The 17041-nt window shown below is 43.1% G+C and carries 14 protein-coding genes; 11 read left to right on the forward strand and 3 right to left on the reverse strand.

The features are described 5' to 3' along the window. The first annotated feature begins 250 nt into the window (after positions 1-250). From EIZ39_RS13030 to EIZ39_RS13040, 3 genes are all read left to right on the forward strand, one after another. The gene (locus EIZ39_RS13030) at positions 251-538 is read left to right on the forward strand and encodes a hypothetical protein (protein ID WP_129200419.1); all 288 of its coding nucleotides are present in this window, start codon (positions 251-253) and stop codon (positions 536-538) included. Between the two features lie 216 nt (positions 539-754). Further along, a complete protein-coding gene (locus EIZ39_RS13035) occupies positions 755-1222 on the forward strand; it encodes a hypothetical protein (RefSeq protein WP_129200420.1) in 468 nt (155 codons plus the stop codon). 161 nt (positions 1223-1383) lie between these two features. After that, positions 1384-2073 carry a YjjG family noncanonical pyrimidine nucleotidase gene (locus EIZ39_RS13040; RefSeq protein WP_129200421.1) on the forward strand — a complete coding sequence of 230 codons (690 nt, stop codon included), beginning with the start codon at positions 1384-1386 and terminating at the stop codon, positions 2071-2073. A gap of 150 nt (positions 2074-2223) precedes the next feature. On the opposite strand, the gene EIZ39_RS13045 is transcribed toward EIZ39_RS13040, so the two are convergent. Then, the gene (locus tag EIZ39_RS13045; RefSeq protein WP_129200422.1) at positions 2224-3501 is read right to left on the reverse strand and encodes an MFS transporter; all 1278 of its coding nucleotides are present in this window, start codon (positions 3499-3501) and stop codon (positions 2224-2226) included. A gap of 382 nt (positions 3502-3883) precedes the next feature. Between EIZ39_RS13045 and EIZ39_RS13050 the strand changes: the two genes are divergently transcribed. The 7 genes from EIZ39_RS13050 (at position 3884) to EIZ39_RS13080 (ending at position 13062) form a co-directional block, all read left to right on the forward strand. After that, complete coding sequence (locus EIZ39_RS13050) at positions 3884-5074, forward strand: GAF domain-containing sensor histidine kinase (RefSeq protein ID WP_129200423.1); 1191 nt, start codon at positions 3884-3886, stop codon at positions 5072-5074. Beyond that, entirely contained in the window at positions 5067-5690 is a 624-nt protein-coding gene (locus tag EIZ39_RS13055; protein WP_129200424.1) for a response regulator, read from the forward strand. The genes EIZ39_RS13050 and EIZ39_RS13055 overlap by 8 nt, the downstream gene beginning before the upstream one ends. A gap of 126 nt (positions 5691-5816) precedes the next feature. Beyond that, positions 5817-6986 carry an N-methyl-L-tryptophan oxidase gene (gene solA, locus EIZ39_RS13060; protein ID WP_129200425.1) on the forward strand — a complete coding sequence of 390 codons (1170 nt, stop codon included), beginning with the start codon at positions 5817-5819 and terminating at the stop codon, positions 6984-6986. A 5-nt stretch (positions 6987-6991) separates the two neighbouring features. Next, a complete protein-coding gene (locus tag EIZ39_RS13065) occupies positions 6992-8515 on the forward strand; it encodes a carboxypeptidase M32 (protein WP_255433944.1) in 1524 nt (507 codons plus the stop codon). Positions 8516-8605: 90 nt separating this feature from the next. Continuing rightward, a complete protein-coding gene (locus EIZ39_RS13070; protein ID WP_129200427.1) occupies positions 8606-10300 on the forward strand; it encodes a DUF885 domain-containing protein in 1695 nt (564 codons plus the stop codon). After that, the gene (locus EIZ39_RS13075; protein ID WP_129200428.1) at positions 10297-11964 is read left to right on the forward strand and encodes a peptide ABC transporter substrate-binding protein; all 1668 of its coding nucleotides are present in this window, start codon (positions 10297-10299) and stop codon (positions 11962-11964) included. Before EIZ39_RS13070 ends, EIZ39_RS13075 begins: the two co-directional genes overlap by 4 nt. 159 nt (positions 11965-12123) lie before the next feature. Beyond that, positions 12124-13062, forward strand: coding sequence for a YndJ family transporter (locus tag EIZ39_RS13080; protein ID WP_129200429.1), 939 nt, complete (start codon positions 12124-12126; stop codon positions 13060-13062). Positions 13063-13081: 19 nt separating this feature from the next. On the opposite strand, the gene EIZ39_RS13085 is transcribed toward EIZ39_RS13080, so the two are convergent. Both EIZ39_RS13085 and EIZ39_RS13090 read right to left on the reverse strand, forming a co-directional pair. Beyond that, positions 13082-14422 carry an FtsW/RodA/SpoVE family cell cycle protein gene (locus EIZ39_RS13085; protein WP_164985080.1) on the reverse strand — a complete coding sequence of 447 codons (1341 nt, stop codon included), beginning with the start codon at positions 14420-14422 and terminating at the stop codon, positions 13082-13084. Then, on the reverse strand, positions 14419-14754 hold the full coding sequence (locus tag EIZ39_RS13090) for a PadR family transcriptional regulator (RefSeq protein WP_129200431.1): 336 nt from the start codon (positions 14752-14754) through the stop codon (positions 14419-14421). Before EIZ39_RS13090 ends, EIZ39_RS13085 begins: the two co-directional genes overlap by 4 nt. 217 nt (positions 14755-14971) lie before the next feature. Here EIZ39_RS13090 and EIZ39_RS13095 point away from each other — a divergent pair, with 217 nt between their 5' ends. Further along, the gene (locus EIZ39_RS13095; RefSeq protein WP_129200432.1) at positions 14972-17023 is read left to right on the forward strand and encodes a bifunctional diguanylate cyclase/phosphodiesterase; all 2052 of its coding nucleotides are present in this window, start codon (positions 14972-14974) and stop codon (positions 17021-17023) included. Positions 17024-17041 lie beyond the last annotated feature (18 nt).

Genomic DNA, 17041 nt, shown 5'->3' on the forward strand with positions numbered 1-17041 from the left:
GCTGCACATACCATAATGCACTAATAGTATTTGTATCCGGAATGCGTGGTGCGTGATTTTAATAACGGACTCAATATCCGAGAAGACCAAAAAGAGAGGCCTCTACAAAGCAATAAGGATCCTATGTCCAACCTGCCGCCCAGATCGACGTAGACATAGGTACCAAAAATATTTGGTACTCCCACTCTTATGTGATCTCCACTAGACTAAACTGTAAGATCTCGGATCACTATTGTGGGGAGGGGTAATTTTGTTGCAGCAGTACACAGGATTATTTATCACTTTATCCTTCATTTTTATTGTAGTGGTGTTCAACAGATACTTGTTTTGGTGGGTTAAAGGGATTATTGTAGCTTACTATTCGATGGTTTCTTATATATTTATAACGGTGAAGAATAGAATTGATAACGAATTTGAGAACATTCGTCCTGTTCCGGAGATCTATTGGGATAAGAATTCAGGATGGGTGGATACGATTACGAATTATATCTTTTTCCCATTTATTGGGATCCTCATCTTTATTTACTTTAAGTGGTAACTCATGCCCGAACCAAAAAGGAGAAGCTCTTCCTCCTATTTAGTTTGATTCCGTTAACGATCCTGGTAGTCGTCTTTAGTTTCTTTTTTTCTTTTGGTTATGGATATAGACCTTGATTTCATTTTTTATTCCTATTCATGCTTACCTATATTAGCAAGTTTTTCGGGGGATTGGATAAACTAAAGGTGTCGTCGAAAATTAGGTGAGGTGAAAACGGTGATTACAAAGAGACACTTGGTATTTAATTTGTCCATCATCATCTTTCCATGGTTATCGTTGTTATTTATAGGAAAGCGTGATTTCAAGCGCTATTCTTTAGCGGGTATATTTATTGTCATTTTTGAGATCTTCAATCACATATACGGTCACAATCGGAATTGGTGGAAGTTTTACGATGGGAAAAAATCCTTCTTTAAGGATGAGCTTCCTTTTAGTATTGGTCCTTATTTACCTCTTTCCATGTGGTTGCTAAAAATTTCGTATGGTAACTTTAAAAAGTTTGTGTTACTCAATGCGATGGCGGATGGTCTCTTTGCTTATCTGTTCATCGATCTTTTTAAAAAATGGAAAATCATAAGTCTCAATAAATTGACGCATCATCAGTTTTTTATCTACTTACACTATAAAGCCTATTTATTATATGGAGTTCAATATTTGGTCGAGAAATCAAGAAGATTTAGTTAAAGGAACAACCCCTACGCTTTACGGCATGGGTTTTTTTCTTTTGATGAAGTATACTAAATGTTAAAACTACAATTGTGAAGATATTTGCAAGATGAACGAATTTAGGGGAATTCAAGTGCCAGACTGATTAGATAGATAGTGGAATAGGGAGAGAGCTGACGATGAAGCCATACAGAACTTTATTTTTTGATGTCGACCATACACTGTTAGATTTTGGTGCAACGGAAAGGCAAGCCTTAAGGCGGTTATTTGAAGAGCAGAAGTTTTCCTTAACTCTGGAAATGGAAGAACAATATAAACGAATCAACCAGTCTCTATGGAGATCCTTCGAAGAAGGAAAACGATCACGTGATGAAGTCGTGAATACCCGCTTTTCCTTATTATTTAAGGAGTATGGAAGAGAGATGGACGGGGTGTTACTAGAAAAAAATTACCGTACCTATTTGGAAGAAGGTCATCATCTTGTACAAGGGGCGCTTGAATTAATCACTAACCTGAAAGACCAGTATGACTTATTCATTGTGACCAATGGGGTTTCAAGGACTCAGTTTAAGCGATTGAAGGCATCAGGGTTATTACCTCTTTTTAAGGATGTTTTTGTTTCAGAAGATACAGGTTATCAAAAGCCCATGAAGGAATACTTTGATTACGTATTTGCCAGAATTTCTAATTTCTCTGTGGAACAAGCCTTAATTATAGGAGATTCTTTAAGTGCTGATATCAAAGGGAGGCAGCTGGCTGGTTTAGACACTTGTTGGTTTAACCCGGAGAGAACGCTCAACGATACGGAGATCAAACCGACCTATCAGATTCAAACATTAGATGAACTCTACCGCGTATTAAATAGATAGAAACGTGCGAGATGACTGGAAGAGGTGCAGCCAAGCCAGGATGCGGTCTGAGAAAGTCCCTTAGGCAGGTAAGGTGAAAACCCTACCCAGTATCACCACTGGATAGGGTTTTTCCATTTTACACTAGTTATTCTAGGCATGCTCCATGCTTTAAGATGAATGAACAGTCGCTTTACGTCCTGAATCTTGACGCTTTTCCTTGAAAGAACTGACCCCAATCAAGCCAATCAGAGAGAAGATAACGGGACAGATGAAACCGTAGAAGTATCCATCAGTCATACTGCCTGAAGTAGTCTGAAAAAAATCCAATATCGTTCCAAAAATGCTTGGCAACAAGACAGCACTTAGAAATCCACCAGTATTTGCAAATCCGGAGACAATGCCAGATTCTTTTATAGGAAAAGTTTGACGAACGAGAGCAAAAGTTAAGGCACTTGCCCCAAAACCAAAGCCAATGAGAAAGAAAAGCATAACGACAACGGGAAAGGGCGGATTCCCACGAAAGAAAAGAAAGGAAGACCAACTTAATAAAATCGTGAAATGAACGATCACATAAGGTCGTTTAATGGTTTCTAACTTGCTGGAAATCCAACTCGTTAGAGGAGCCCCGATTAACGCCCCAATAAGACCCATCATAATGAGCTGACTTGCGTCTGAACGTGTCATTCCATATACACTCATCCCATAAGGTACTGCCCACGAACTAATAAACCCAATATACCCGCCGACAACGCCAAAGTGACAAAAGAATAAAGCCCATGCCTGCCGATCCGAAAATGTTCTTTGTAATAAAGCCAATGTTCCTGCAAGCTTAAACTCCTTTTTTACGGATAGCGATTCGTTAGGAAAGATTTGTTTTGGTTTTTTTATGAGTACAAAAGTAAGGAGAATTCCACAAAAACATAAGAGTAGTCCCGCTGAAAAAAATGCTGTCCTCCATCCAAGTAAGTTAATCCAGGCAGAGAAAGGAACTGTCGCCAAAAGAAAACCGAGGCTTCCTGTCATGCCTGCCAGACCAATTAATCGAACAAATTCCTTTACATTAAACCAATGGCTTAGAATTAACACCAGACTGACCCAGATCGTCGCATCTCCTGTTCCCGTTAGGATCCTAGCGGAAAATAGGACCAATTCATGCGTGCCAAGACTGTAAAGGATGGTACCTAAACCCGTGAGTATGGCTCCTAAAATGAGAAAATAATTGGGCCCAAAATGATCTACTAAAATACCCATTGGAATTTGCAAACCAGTGTATACGAAAAATTGTATACTTGTCAGCAGCCCAATCGTTGATGCGGTTACATTAAAATCCCTCATGACTTGATCTGTAATCAGTCCCGGAGCGGTACGTTGGCTTGCCATTAATAAATAAGTAAACAGTACAGAAGCAAATACAACCCATCTAAATCTGCTATTTTGTTTCTCCAATGTATTTCTACTCCTGTAGTTTTTACTCTTATGTATATGGCTTCTATGTATTTTTTTATGAGCATAATCAGCAAAGTCCCTGATCATATTTAGTGCAATTGAAGTTCTATGACATCACTTACAATGAAAGAGCGATCCTATTGGCCAAGGAGAGGGATGATTTCCGCTTTACGTTTATTGCTTATGGGTGGCTTCTAACTTAATAAGTTAACTCGTGATTAGTTCTTTTTCTACATCCACTATATAGCCTATTGGAGTCCAATATTTAGTCGAGAAATCAAGAAGATTTAATTAAGGATCAAACCTATGCTTTGAAGGGCATGGGTTTTTTGTATTTCATGAAGTATACTAAAATTGGTAATCGTTTACTTAGGAGGAAAAGATGACCGAATTTACGAGGATACAAGCGTTGAGTAAGGTGTCTATCGCTTTAAGCACGACCTTAAGGCTCGATGAGGTGCTCTATAAGGCGATAGTGGAGTGCATTGAAACATTGAATTTTGATGCGGCGGTTATTTATTTGCTTGATGAGAATAAAGAATATTTTATCGCCCAACACTTCTATGGGATTCCAACAGAAACGGTGAAGCACATGAAAAAACTTCCCACCGATAGCATTGGAGGGGTAGTTGCGGCGAGTGGGAAAACGGTGGTAACGGAAGACTTGGGTCAATATTACCATCAAAGACCACAGCTTGAAGGATTCAAATCTCTGATGAGTGTTCCGATTCAAGTAAAGAAGAAAACGATTGGAGTATTAGATGTATTCACGAAGGAGTATCGCGTGTTTGAGCCCGAAGATATCTCATTAATTGAGTCGATTGGTCTGCAGATTGGAGTCGCGAGTGAAAATGCCAAAACATTCTTAGAGTTAGAAGAAAGCAGACAATTAAACGCGGACTTATTAGCGATGCAAGTCGATATGCAGGAAAGAGAGCGGCAGCGAATTGCACAGGAAATCCATGATTCTTTGAACCAATCCATGGTGGGGCTTTATTTCCATCTTCAATATTGTAGGGACGAAATCGACCGTTCACCGGATCACGTTCTAGCCGTATTGGACAAGCTGCTGTCCATGACCAAGGAAAATATTCAGGAGATACGCCAGATTATCTATGACTTGCACCCGGTTGCTCTAGAGAAATATGGGTTTTTAGGAGCGGTGGAAGAGTTGATTTCGAGGTACTCGCAACAAGGGTTAATGGAGATTGACCTGTACATTCAGGGAAATCCCAGCCGCTATCATGCCAAAGCCGAAATCTATCTTTACCGTGTGATTCAAGAGGCCATTAATAATATATATAAACACGCCCACACCAAGCAAGCCTCCGTGTCTATGTATTTTGAATCCACAGAAGTTCGCATTCTTATTGAAGATCAAGGAATTGGATTTGATCTTACGCATAAGTTAAAGAATCGTGAAGCGTATGGATTACTAGGAATGAAAAGAAGAATAGATGATTTAAATGGAAGATTAACGATCACGAGTCAACCTGCTAAGGGAACGTGGATTGAAGTGTTATTAGATGGAGAACACCACCTAAGAAAGGATCGAGATCCACAAGATGATTAAACTTTATATAGCTGATGACCATAATATTGTTCGGGAAGGCTTGCATCTTCTCTTTAATCAGCCTCAATTCCAGGTCATTGGAGAATCTGGAGATGGGGAAACCGCTTGCCGAGAGATTAGAGAGTTAATGCCGGATGTGGCTCTGCTCGACGTAAGTATGCCTAAGAAGGATGGGATCGAAGCGGCACGTGAGATCAAACAGCAACATCCTCATATGAAGGTGATTCTACTAACCATTTATACGGATGAAAAGTTTTTAGTAGAAGCCATGAGAGCGGGAGCAGATGGATATGTGTTGAAGACGATTGGTAGACTCGAATTGTTTGAGGCTATCGAAAAGGTGCTGCTCGGGGAACGATTCATTGATCCATCGCTTACGAAGCAGGCGCTCCTACATGTGATTCACTCGACTTCTCCTGAGGCGAACCTGTTGTCGAAACGCGAAAAAGACGTGCTGCAATTAATGGCAAAGGGAAAGACCAATAAAGAAATATCGAGCGAACTTTTTCTAGGAACGGATACGGTAAAAGAATACGTTACGAATGTAATCAAGAAATTATCCTGCAAAAATAGAACCGAAGCCGTCGCCAAGGCCATTAGGAATCAATGGATCTAACCTGCCCCCCTAAATAGGGGGGAGCAAACCCATGTTTAGGTGGTTGCCCTTCAGTAGTAAGTTTTTTACATTATTACTAATAGCATTTATCAGAATAATGGAACTGTTGAAGGGGCTGGAGCTATAATGACCATGAATAAATACCATAGCGATGTGTTAATTATTGGGGCAGGATCGATGGGAATGGCCGCGGGCTATTATCTAGCAAAGAAAGGGATCCAAACAGTTTTGTTAGATGCCTATGATCCTCCACATTTACAGGGGAGCCATCACGGGGATACCCGATTATACCGTTATACCTACCCAGACCAAAGACCCTTTATCCCCCTTGCTTTGAGGGCGTTGGAATTATGGAAGGAGTTGGAGGCCCAAACGTCAGAACAGATTCTCGATCCAACGGGGGTGCTCAGCATCGGCATTGATGGTCCATCTTCCATGGAGGATAAGCTGGCGGCGGCTAGAGAATTTTCTCTGCCAGTGGAACGGTATTCAAGAGAGGAGATTCTAAAGAGATGGCCTGGATTCGTCCTGCCCGAATCGGCGGAAGGATTGCTAGAAACCCAGGCTGGCATCTTATATCCGGAGAAAGCCATCCAGTCTTATCGTCAACTTGCCTTACAAGAGGGAGCCAAGCTGTTTCCTCATACCCGTGTAGAAAAAGTCACGTATCATGCTCATGGCGTAACCGTCCAAACGAAGGATCACATCTTTACCGCGGATAAACTACTTATTTGTGCGGGTGCTGGAAATCCGTCATTAGTAGGAGATCTGAAGCTCCCCATGAGAGTCATGCGAAAAGCGGTGGGATGGTTTGAGACGCAAGGAACGTTTTTCCATTCACCTGCCTTTCCAGGATTCGTGATCACCAAAGGAACGACAGATTATTACGGATTCCCTGACCGAGAAGGTGGGGGACTGAAAGTCGGACGCCATGATGGGGGGCAGGAAGTCCAGTTCGGTCATGAGATCCCTCCTTTCGGCAGCTTCACGGAGGATGAACAAGATTTGCGTCAATGCTTAGACACCTACATGCCGCAAGCATCCGGTCAGCTTCTGCGTGGATCTACCTGCTTGTACACGGTAACTCCTGATGAACATTTTATCGTCGACCGCCACCCGAATCATTCACATGTACTGCTTGCTGCCGGTTTTTCTGGCCATGGGTTTAAGTTTGTGAGTGCCCTTGGGGAAGCGTTGAGCCAATTCCTGGTTGAAGGAAAGCCTGCGATTGATTTATCGTTGTTCTCCACCCGTCGCTTTCCCTCGTTGGAAGATATGGAATCAAGGAAAGGATGAGAGGATTGAACGAAACAATAGATTCGATAGAAGAACAATTTTTACGCTACATTAAAAAAATGATGCAGATGAAAGAGGCAACCGATCTCATGTTTTGGGATCTGCGCACGGGGGCGCCGAGTAAGGGGGCATCCCTTCGCTCGGAAGCGTTAGGAACCATTTCCTCCATGATCTTTGAGATGTCAACCTCAAGCGAAATGAAATATTATTTAGAGGCTCTAACCGATCGCTCCTCCTATCCATCCTTGTCCCCCAGGACGAGAAGAATCATAGAAGAGGTCAAGAAAGAGTATGACCGAAATACGAGAATTCCAAGGGAAGAGTATCAAGCGTATATGAACGTCAAGTCGATTGCCACCACGGTGTGGGAAGAAGCAAAGATGAAATCAGACTTTACCATTTTTCAACCGTACCTAGAACAACTAGTGGAATGGAATAAACGCTTTATATCGTATTGGCGGATAGAAGGTAAGAAGTACGATGCCTTGTTGCAGATTTATGATCCTGGGGTGACGGTAGATATCCTCGATGCAGTGACACACAAGCTGAAAGAAAACCTTCTTCCTCTTCTTAGAACGATTGGGTCAAGAGCCGAACCGAACACGAGTTTCTTATATCAGTCCTTTCCTAAGGAAAAACAAAAAATCTTGATCCATCATGTATTACAAGAGATAGGGTATGATTTTGAACGCGGCCGTCTAGATGAATCCGTTCATCCCTTTGCCCTTACCATCAATCCACACGATGTTCGGGTGACGACCCACTATCTTGAACAGGATTTTACCTATGGTTTATCTGGGGCCATTCATGAAGGAGGGCATGCCCTGTATGAGCAAAATATATCCCCCGACCTCATTGGCACCCCCCTATGTGAAGGGGCGTCCTGGGGAATGCACGAATCTCAGTCTCTTTTCTGGGAGAAAATGATTGGGCTGCATCCCGGCTTCTGTCGTCGTTATTATCCGTTGTTGCAAGAGCTTCAGCCGAATCCCTTTGAGAGGGTGGAATTCCAAGACTTTTACCGTGCTCTTCATGTCGTAAAACCCTCCTTCATTCGGGTAGAGGCGGATGAGTTGACCTATCCGTTCCATGTCATGATCCGTTATGAAATTGAAAAGGCCTTGTTCGAGGATCATCTCGAAGTCAAAGACCTGCTTCAGCTATGGAATGAAAAAATGAAAGCAAACTTTGGCATCGTGCCTCTGACCGATCGTCAAGGTGTCCTGCAGGATATGCATTGGTCCATGGGACTATTCGGGCAGTTTCCTTCGTATCTACTAGGAATCTTATACGCAGCACAGTTCCGAAATACGATGATGAGAGAGCTACCGAACTTTCATCAACTCGTAAGTAACGGTGATTTAACCTCTATTCGAGAGTGGCTAAGTAAGAATGTGCACGTCCATGGGAAGATGAAAACACCGAATGAACTTTTACTAGACGTGACAGGGGAAGAGCTCAATCCAGATCATCTCATTCGTTACTTTCAAGAAAAATATAGTGAGATCTATGAAATATCCCCCTTTTAGGGGGTTTAATTATACTAAAATAACCCATAAAATTAAAATACGGAATTTTCTATAAAGATTGAAAAGTCGCTTAAAGGGGGCAAAAACGAGATGCAAGCCAAAGAGCAGCTAGATCAGATAGCTGATGCCATATGGCAATTAAGACTAGACCGTGATCCCAATTTGACACGTAAACAGGGGCTCCCTGTGCAACATATTCCAAAAGGCAATCTAGAAGAAGCCGAAGCAGACCAGTCCTTTGCCAAGGAAAAGTTAAATCTAGTAAGACAGATTCAGAAAGAGGCCCTGCCTTATGAGGATCAGCTAACGTTAGATTTTATGGAGGATCAGCTTCAATGGATGGCTCGAAAAACGGAGATATGGTGGGCGGACTTTCCTGTCACCCCCTATACGGTGTATTGGCTCAAAACCTATGCTGTGGACTTGTTTGCCCCTTTTGTGATGAAGAACAAATACGATGCTGAGCTTTATTATAAGTTATTGATAGACTTTGGGGATGCGATCAAAGCTATGACATGCAAATTGGAGATGCAAGCTAATAAAGGCTGGTATCTACCGCTTCCCGCCCTTCATCCTATTCTTGCAATGTTAAAAAATTTAAAAGAGACGCTTCCCCTGTACTTGGAAGTTTCAGAAAGACGTACGCAGGCTTTGGAGCCGGCATGGGCCAAACGATGGATTCATAACGTCCAGCATGTGGTGAAGACGCAGGTCCAGCAAGAATTGCAGCGATTAATCACGTATTTAGCATCCGATGATTATCGGCTAAAATGTCCAGATCGGGTAGGGATGGGTCAGTATAAAGGTGGATTGGATACGTATCAACTCTATATTCGCATGAATGTGAGCTATGATATCGCGCCGGAGAAGATCCATGACATCGGCTTAGAGCAAGTCCATCTGTTGACGGAACAGATGAGAGAAGTGCGAGCTCAAATGAAATTTCATGGTTCAGAAAGTGATTTCCTTGAGCATATACGAGAGGCAGGCATCCTCTATGCGCAAAGCCCTGTAGAGGTAGAAGAGCGTTATCAATACCATATGAGACGAATTGAACCCTTGATGAAAGACTACTTTTTGAAACTACCAGTGTCCGAATACTCGGTAAAACGATTAGACCCGGCACTTGAAGCGGGAATGACCTATGGATATTTTGAGGCTCCCTCTCTTTTACGCTCGGTAGGAACCTATCATTATAATGGATCAGGTCTAGAGACGAGACCCCAATTGACAGCGGCCACCTTAATCTACCATGAATTAATTCCAGGGCACCATCTACAAGTAGCTCTTCAGCATGAAAATCAACAATTACATCCGATTAGAAGAGAGACCTTGGAGTTAATCGGTTACTTAGAGGGGTGGGCGGAATATGGGGCAGGACTTCCTCGTGAGATGGGGCTGTACGATAATCCGTATGATTGGTATGGTCGACTCGTACATGAACGATTTATTTCGCAACGATTAGTCATTGATACGGGCATGAATGCTTTAGGCTGGTCCTTGCAGCAGGCCAGAGATTATATGAAAAAGACGACGATAGAATCCGATGTCCAAATTGCATCGGAAACCCTCCGCTATTCGACGGATCTTCCTGCACAGGCTCTAAGCTATAGATTGGGATATTTAAAATTCATGGAACTGAGGAACAGGGCGCAGCAAGGCTTGGGGGCGCGTTTTGATATCAAGCAATTTCACGATGCGGTCTTATCGACAGGGCCCTTGCCGCTTTCTATATTAGAAGATCATGTGAAGCGGTTTATTCAACACAAGGGGGAATTAAATTGAAAAAAAATAAGCGATTACTATTAGGCTTTAGTATAGCAAGCCTTCTTGCTGGATTGACGGCAGGCTGTGGAAGTCAGGATGAAACCCAACCCGTTCAACAATCGACAACTGGAACGAAGGAGAGTGCCACGAATCCAGCGCCTTCGGAATCATCTAAAGAACCGCAGATTCTGAAAACTAACTTGCACTCTGATTTAACGTCGGTTGACCCGGCATTAGTTCCAGATGCAGCGACCATGTCCGTTGTTCGAGCGAATTTTGATGGTTTGACTCGGAGAGATCTCAACGGCCAGCTTGTTAACTCAACGGCTGAACACGTTGAAATTTCTTCTGACCAGAAAACATACACCTTTACCATTCGAAATTCCAAGTGGAACAATGGAGATGCTGTTACCGCGCATGATTTTGAATTTGCATGGAAGCGTGCTCTAGATCCGGCCACGGCAGCTGGTTCAGCGGATAAACTGTATTATATCCAACATGCAGAAAAGGCCAATAAAGGCGAAGTCCCGCTGGATCAAGTGGGGGTAAAAGCGCTCGATGATCGAACCCTCGAGGTCAAACTAGAACAACCGACTCCGTTTTTCTTGGAATTAACGGCTGACTTTATCTATTTTCCAGTCAACAAAAAGATCGTGACAGCCAATCCTGACTGGGCAAAGGACCCGAGTACGTATGTAGGAAATGGACCTTTTAAAATGGAGAAATGGGATCACAGCTCGGAGGTTGTTCTAGTTAAAAACGATCAATACTGGGATCAGCAAAGTGTCAATCTGGATGAGATCCGCATGTCCATCTTAACCGATGAGAACACCGCTCTTTCGTTATTTGAGATGGGCGAGTTGAATTGGTTAGGTGCGCCTCTTACGTTTTTGCCAACAGAAGCTATTCCAACTCTAAAGGATACCGGTGAATTGAGCATGAAGCCGGTTGCAGCCACTTACTTTTACATCTTCAACACCGAAAAGGTCCCCTTTAATAATAAAAAGGTTCGTCAAGCCTTTTCCTACGCGATCAATCGTCAACTGCTCGTAGATAATATCACCCAAACCGGTGAAATTCCTGCTTTGGGCCTCGTTCCACCGTCTTTGGAATTAAAACCAGGAGGATACCTCAAAGACAACGATACTGAAACGGCCAAACGTTTATTGCAAGAAGGAATGCAAGAACTAGCCATTAATGAGCTTCCGCCGCTTGAGATCTTGTATAACACAGCGGAAACACATAAAAAGATTGCTGAAGCTGTTCAAGATCAATGGAGAACAACCTTAGGGGTTGAAGTGAGTATGGTAAACCAAGAATGGGGAGTTGTTCTAGACAATTTGGCACAAGGGAATTTCACCATCGGGCGTTCGGGCTGGTCTGCTAGTGTTCATGATCCGATTGATTTCCTGAGACTGTTTAAAGACAAAAACAGCGGAAATAATGAAGGGCGTTGGGAAAATGATAGGTATAAAGAATTGTTGACAAGCTCCGATCTAGAACCCGATAAAGAGAAACGCAAAGCCATACTTGCTGAGGCAGAAGCCATCTTCATGGATGAAATGCCTGTGATCCCCGTTTACTATTATTCGTTTCCTTCCGTCCAAAAAGCTGAAGTGAAAGATGTTCTGGTAGATAGTTCGGCAAAAGTAGAATTCAAATGGGCTTATATTGAGAAATAGGGTAGTACAAAGGAGGGTGTTCTCAAGGGAGAATACCCTCTTTAGGTTTTTTAGCAGGTGCTAGCTCTGCTTGAGAAGAAGCTAGAGTATTGGCAGACTAACCGTGCCTCATGCTAAAATAGCAGGGATGAACTCGTTGTTAACGAAAGGAACCCTTCTATGAAATTCCCTTATTTGCCTGTGGTCATCGGCGGAATCATCACCATGGCTGCGTTCACTATGGAGTACTTTCAATTTGAGTTGATTGAGCAGTTTTTAGTGTTTGCGTTTTGGGTCATGGTGCCGCTCGTGCTTTCTTTATTCGATGATAAGAATCAAACGAAGGCCCAACTACAGGTCCATTTCTGGTTGAATCGCTTGTACTTTCCGGCTGCCTTTCTAGCTTTCGCTTCCATGATGGCCAGTACGACTTGGCAGGAGGAACATACGATGATTCCAGGGGCCTTGTCTATGGGGTGGCTGTTCTTTACGCTTTTGATTGCAGTCTATGGGCTGTTAATCCTTCGGGAGAAAGGGTTTTCTTCTATTGAGGAGGTTGCCATTGCGGCTGGACTAATCTATTTCTTTTTTGGCGGCATCTGGTATAGTCTCTACCAATTTGAAGTGCACCTCTTTCATTTAGCTCCCAAGATGAGTGCCTTGAGTGCGGTTCACTTTCATTATTCGTCGTCGATGGTTCCGATTTTTATTGGGATGCTGGGGCGGGTAATGGAAAAAAAGAAATGGTATCAATGGCTCGTCGTCATTGATATCGTTGGGCCAATCCTGATTGCCTTTGGTATCCTGTTCTCTAGAACGGTTGAGGTCATTGGGGTCACGATTTTTGCCGTTAACATTACGATTTACAGTACCTATGTGCTCATGAAGGTAAGAAATAATGTGGATCAAAGAAACGCTAGAATCTTTTTATCGATCTCTTCCTTGGCGGTTTATGCCATTATGCTGGTCGGGTTGGCGTATGGGATCAACAAAAAGCTTGGCTTATTTCCGATCTCCGTTGCGGATATGGTACTTGTGTACGGAACCTTGCATGCGGGAGGCTTTGTTCTCTGCGGCTTGCTTGGTTGGTTGGCCGTGAAGCCGGGAGTTAAAGCGTAACACGCGAAAGCGCCACTTCTTAAGAAGTGGTGCTTTCGTTGTTAAGGCGAGTAGGGTGAAGATCCTTTCTTCGGTAAATGCTGAGGATCAATCCAACTGAGATCATATGAATCAAGAACAGGGAACCTCCATGGCTCACAAAGGGCATAGCTACATTGGCCGGAGGCAGAAGTCCGACTGTCATCAAGATGCTGTAGAGAAAGCAGAGGATGAAAAGGGAGGCAATCCCGTTGATCATCATCCTGCCGTAAGGATCACGCACCCATTGGCTCACACGGATCATCCGGATCATGAAGAACAGAACGGCGGAAGCCAATGCACCTCCTATTAGCCATCCTTGGGAATATACCAAGTAAGTAAAAACGAAATCACTCTGGATCCCTGGCAATACTTTAAGTTCTGCGCCGAATCCATGGCCAAGCCAACCTGCGGAACGGATGGATTCGATAGACTGAACCAGCTGATAACCGCTTCCCTGCGGATCCTGGTACGGATCCAAAAACGCGGCAAGTCTGGAAATTTGGTAAGGCTTCATGGTCAGGAACAAACCGACGATAAGGACGAAGATCGTAGATAGCAGGATGACGATTTGTCTGCGACTGGCTTTTGAAGTGAAAAAAAGGACAAAGAATCCGACAGCATATAATAAGAAAGAATAGAGGGATGGCGTGATCAGGTAGAACAGACTCGGAACGAGTAACAGCAGTAAGGCCTTAGCCAATAATTTGTTCTGCCCAGAAGCCTCACTTTTCTTCTCCACATCCACCAGAAGAATTCCAGCCAGAAAAACAATCAAGCAGAATGGGCTGAGGTGAATGAAATCAATTCGGATAAATCCTAAGTCAAGATGGGGAATGCCATTTACCCTAGGTCCCATCAGGAGGACGAGCAACATGATCACAAGTGTTCCAAGGAATAGGGTAGGTGACCAGGTCTTCAATTTCCGATAGTCAAAGAAGAAGACGGCAGCCAAAGCAATAATGCCTATCCAAGTCGTTAGGACCTTGCTCAGGAATAAGGACATCGCGTCATGGTTCGCCTGGTTCATTCCAATCGAATACATAATAAGAAGCCCCATTCCGATAAAAGCTGTGACTAAACCGAGCAAAGTCCATTCCGTTTTCGGCTTGTGAGCAATCCAGAACTGTTTCCCCAGATGAACGGGATCACCCATATGAAGGAGAGATTGTTTTATGGCTTCACTTTCCTCAATCCCTTCCGCAAGGTAGTCTTCAAGGATTTCATCAATATGATTATTCAGTTCACATCGAATATCGTCATGGATCTCTTTGTTCTTGATTTGGGAACAGACGGTGTCAAGATAATCCTCAATGGCAGCTCGGTTACGATCAGAAATCATATCCTTCCCTCCCCAAGAACGAAGTCCAGTGCAGATCGGAAGGTGGTCCATTCTTTCTTTTTCGCCTCCAAATGCCCCTTCCCCTGATCGGTAATCCGATAATATTTTCGCTTGCGCGCTCCTTCTTGCTCGCACCAATACGCCTCCACCCAGCCCTCGGCTTCAAGAGTATGTAGTATGGGATAGAGGGTTCCTTCCTTGAATGTAAACACGCCATTCGAATTCGATTCGATTTCTTTAATCATCTCATAGCCATACATGGGCTTGCGTTCGAGTAACGTCAGAATCATCATGACGGTACTTCCTTTTACTAGTTCCTTGCTTATTTTCATCGGCTACCTCCTTGTGACCTAGATTCACGATGCATCGGTTTTCTATGTATTACATTGTAAAAGATTAGGCGTTTAGAGTCAATTCCTTACAACAAGGAGATGAGAGTGTCATGAATGGTTTCGGATTAAATGTATGGATTTATCTTTTTTTACACTATTCGGATAGTGAAAACTGATTTATAATGATAAAACCATACATAGAAGAGGTTACGCCACGATGTTTTCATTGCCCCATACAGATCAGATTGTGATTCTTGATGGACATTACTCCATTCCTATTGTGTTGCTTTCCATTGTGATTGCTTGTTTCGCCTCCTACACCGCTCTTTCGATCAATGAAAGGATCCACCAGAACCATTTTTTTCATGAATACTTCTGGGTGTTCTTAGCCTCTATTGTGATGGGGTTAGGGATTTGGTCGATGCATTTTATTGGGATGGGCGCATTCATGCTCTCGATTCCAATGGAATATGACTTACTTTTAACGGTCCTATCCGTCGTACCCGCGATTATGGCTTCTTTTTTAGCATTCTATATTTCCAATCGAAAAAATCGAATAAGTTGGCAATTGCTGCCGGCGGGCATGTTCATGGGACTCGGGATTTCTACGATGCATTATGTAGGTATGGCTGCGATGAAGATGGAGGCTGAATATAGCTACAAGCCTTTCCTGTTCTTCTTATCGATTGGGATTGCCATTGTGGTTTCCTATGCGGCATTGTGCATTTTTTCTACCATGCAAAAATTCATGGGTAATCAGTTAGTGAAATGGATTACTGCCCTGATCATGGGTTGTGCGATTGCAAGCATGCATTACACAGGGATGGCTGCTGTTGTGTTCTACACCTTTAAGCCTATTTTACTTGAAGTGCATGACTTGCATCAGATGAATTTCAGCCCACTCCTTATAGGAGTAACGGTATGCATGATCATCATTTTAGGCTTGTCTGGTCTAACGAGCATACTCGATCGGTATGTTGAATATCGCTTTCATTATTATGATTCCTTGACCTTGCTTCCGAATCGAAGACATTTTGATAAGAAGTACAACATGCCCTTTTCGAGTGGCAGCCTAGTCATCATCCAATTGCATGATCTAGATAAATGGAGCTACTCCTCTAGTGATGAAATCATAAAATCGGTGAGTGAAGTGATAAAAGGATTCAAGGAAGTGTCTCGATATCTGTATCGTATAGATGAGAATCGTTTTGCGATTTTAACTCCGAATCATGTTGACAACTCCAAATTGAAACACACCTTAACCCATATGATGGCTGCTCTACAGAAGCCGATGGTCATAGACCACCAAGAAGTCGTCATAGATCTTGTGTGTGTGATTGCCTCCTCAGATAAGCGGGAAGAGAAAGATCAGCTTCTATCTCATGCCATGGCCGTTCTTCATCATCAGTCTATCCCATATAACGGGGAAATTGTGGAGTTCGATCCCTCCATTCACACGTATGTCTTTGAGAGACAACTGGCTAAGGACATTGACCAAGCTATGGAAAAGGATGAGTTATTTCTCGTTTATCAACCTAAGGTAGGTTTGCGCACAACCCAAGTGGTGGGAGTTGAAGCTTTGTTGCGATGGAATCACCCTGTACATGGACAGATATCACCCGGTGTCTTCATTCCGATTCTTGAAGAAAATGGAAGAATCGAAGACGTAACAGATTGGGTGATTCGACAGGTTTGCAAGCAGATCCATCGTTGGTTCATGGAAAATCAGCTCTCTATCAAAGTTTCCGTTAATATCCCGGGACCCTATCTAACGTCACCGAGACTCATGGAAGAATTAGAAAAGAGTATAACGTCTTACAATGTGAGTAGTCGCGATCTCGAGTTGGAGGTCACAGAATCCAGCGTGATGACCAATATCGAGAGTGCCATCCGGGTCATTGATGAGCTTAGAGGTAGTGGATTCTCCGTAGCTTTAGACGATTTTGGAACGGGTGTTTCATCCCTTTCCTACTTAAAACGCCTTCCGATTTCAACATTAAAAATAGATAAATCCTTTATCGATGGTGTACCGGAATCAGATAAAGATTCTAACATCATGAAGGCCATGATCACGCTTGCTCGCTCGCTTGACCTAGAAATTGTGATAGAAGGAGTAGAGACGCGAGAGCAAATGGAATTTCTTCAAAGGATGGAGCACCTTCCAATAATACAAGGTTATTATTTCTCCAAACCTCTTCACGAGAAAGAGTTAGTGGATTGGCTGGAGCGCTTTGGCCCATTACAGATGAAAGAGTCCCAATCCGTGTAATAACCGGATGGGGCTTTT

Origin of the sequence: Ammoniphilus sp. CFH 90114 (genome assembly GCF_004123195.1) — a bacterium.
GTDB lineage: Bacteria > Bacillota > Bacilli > Aneurinibacillales > RAOX-1 > YIM-78166.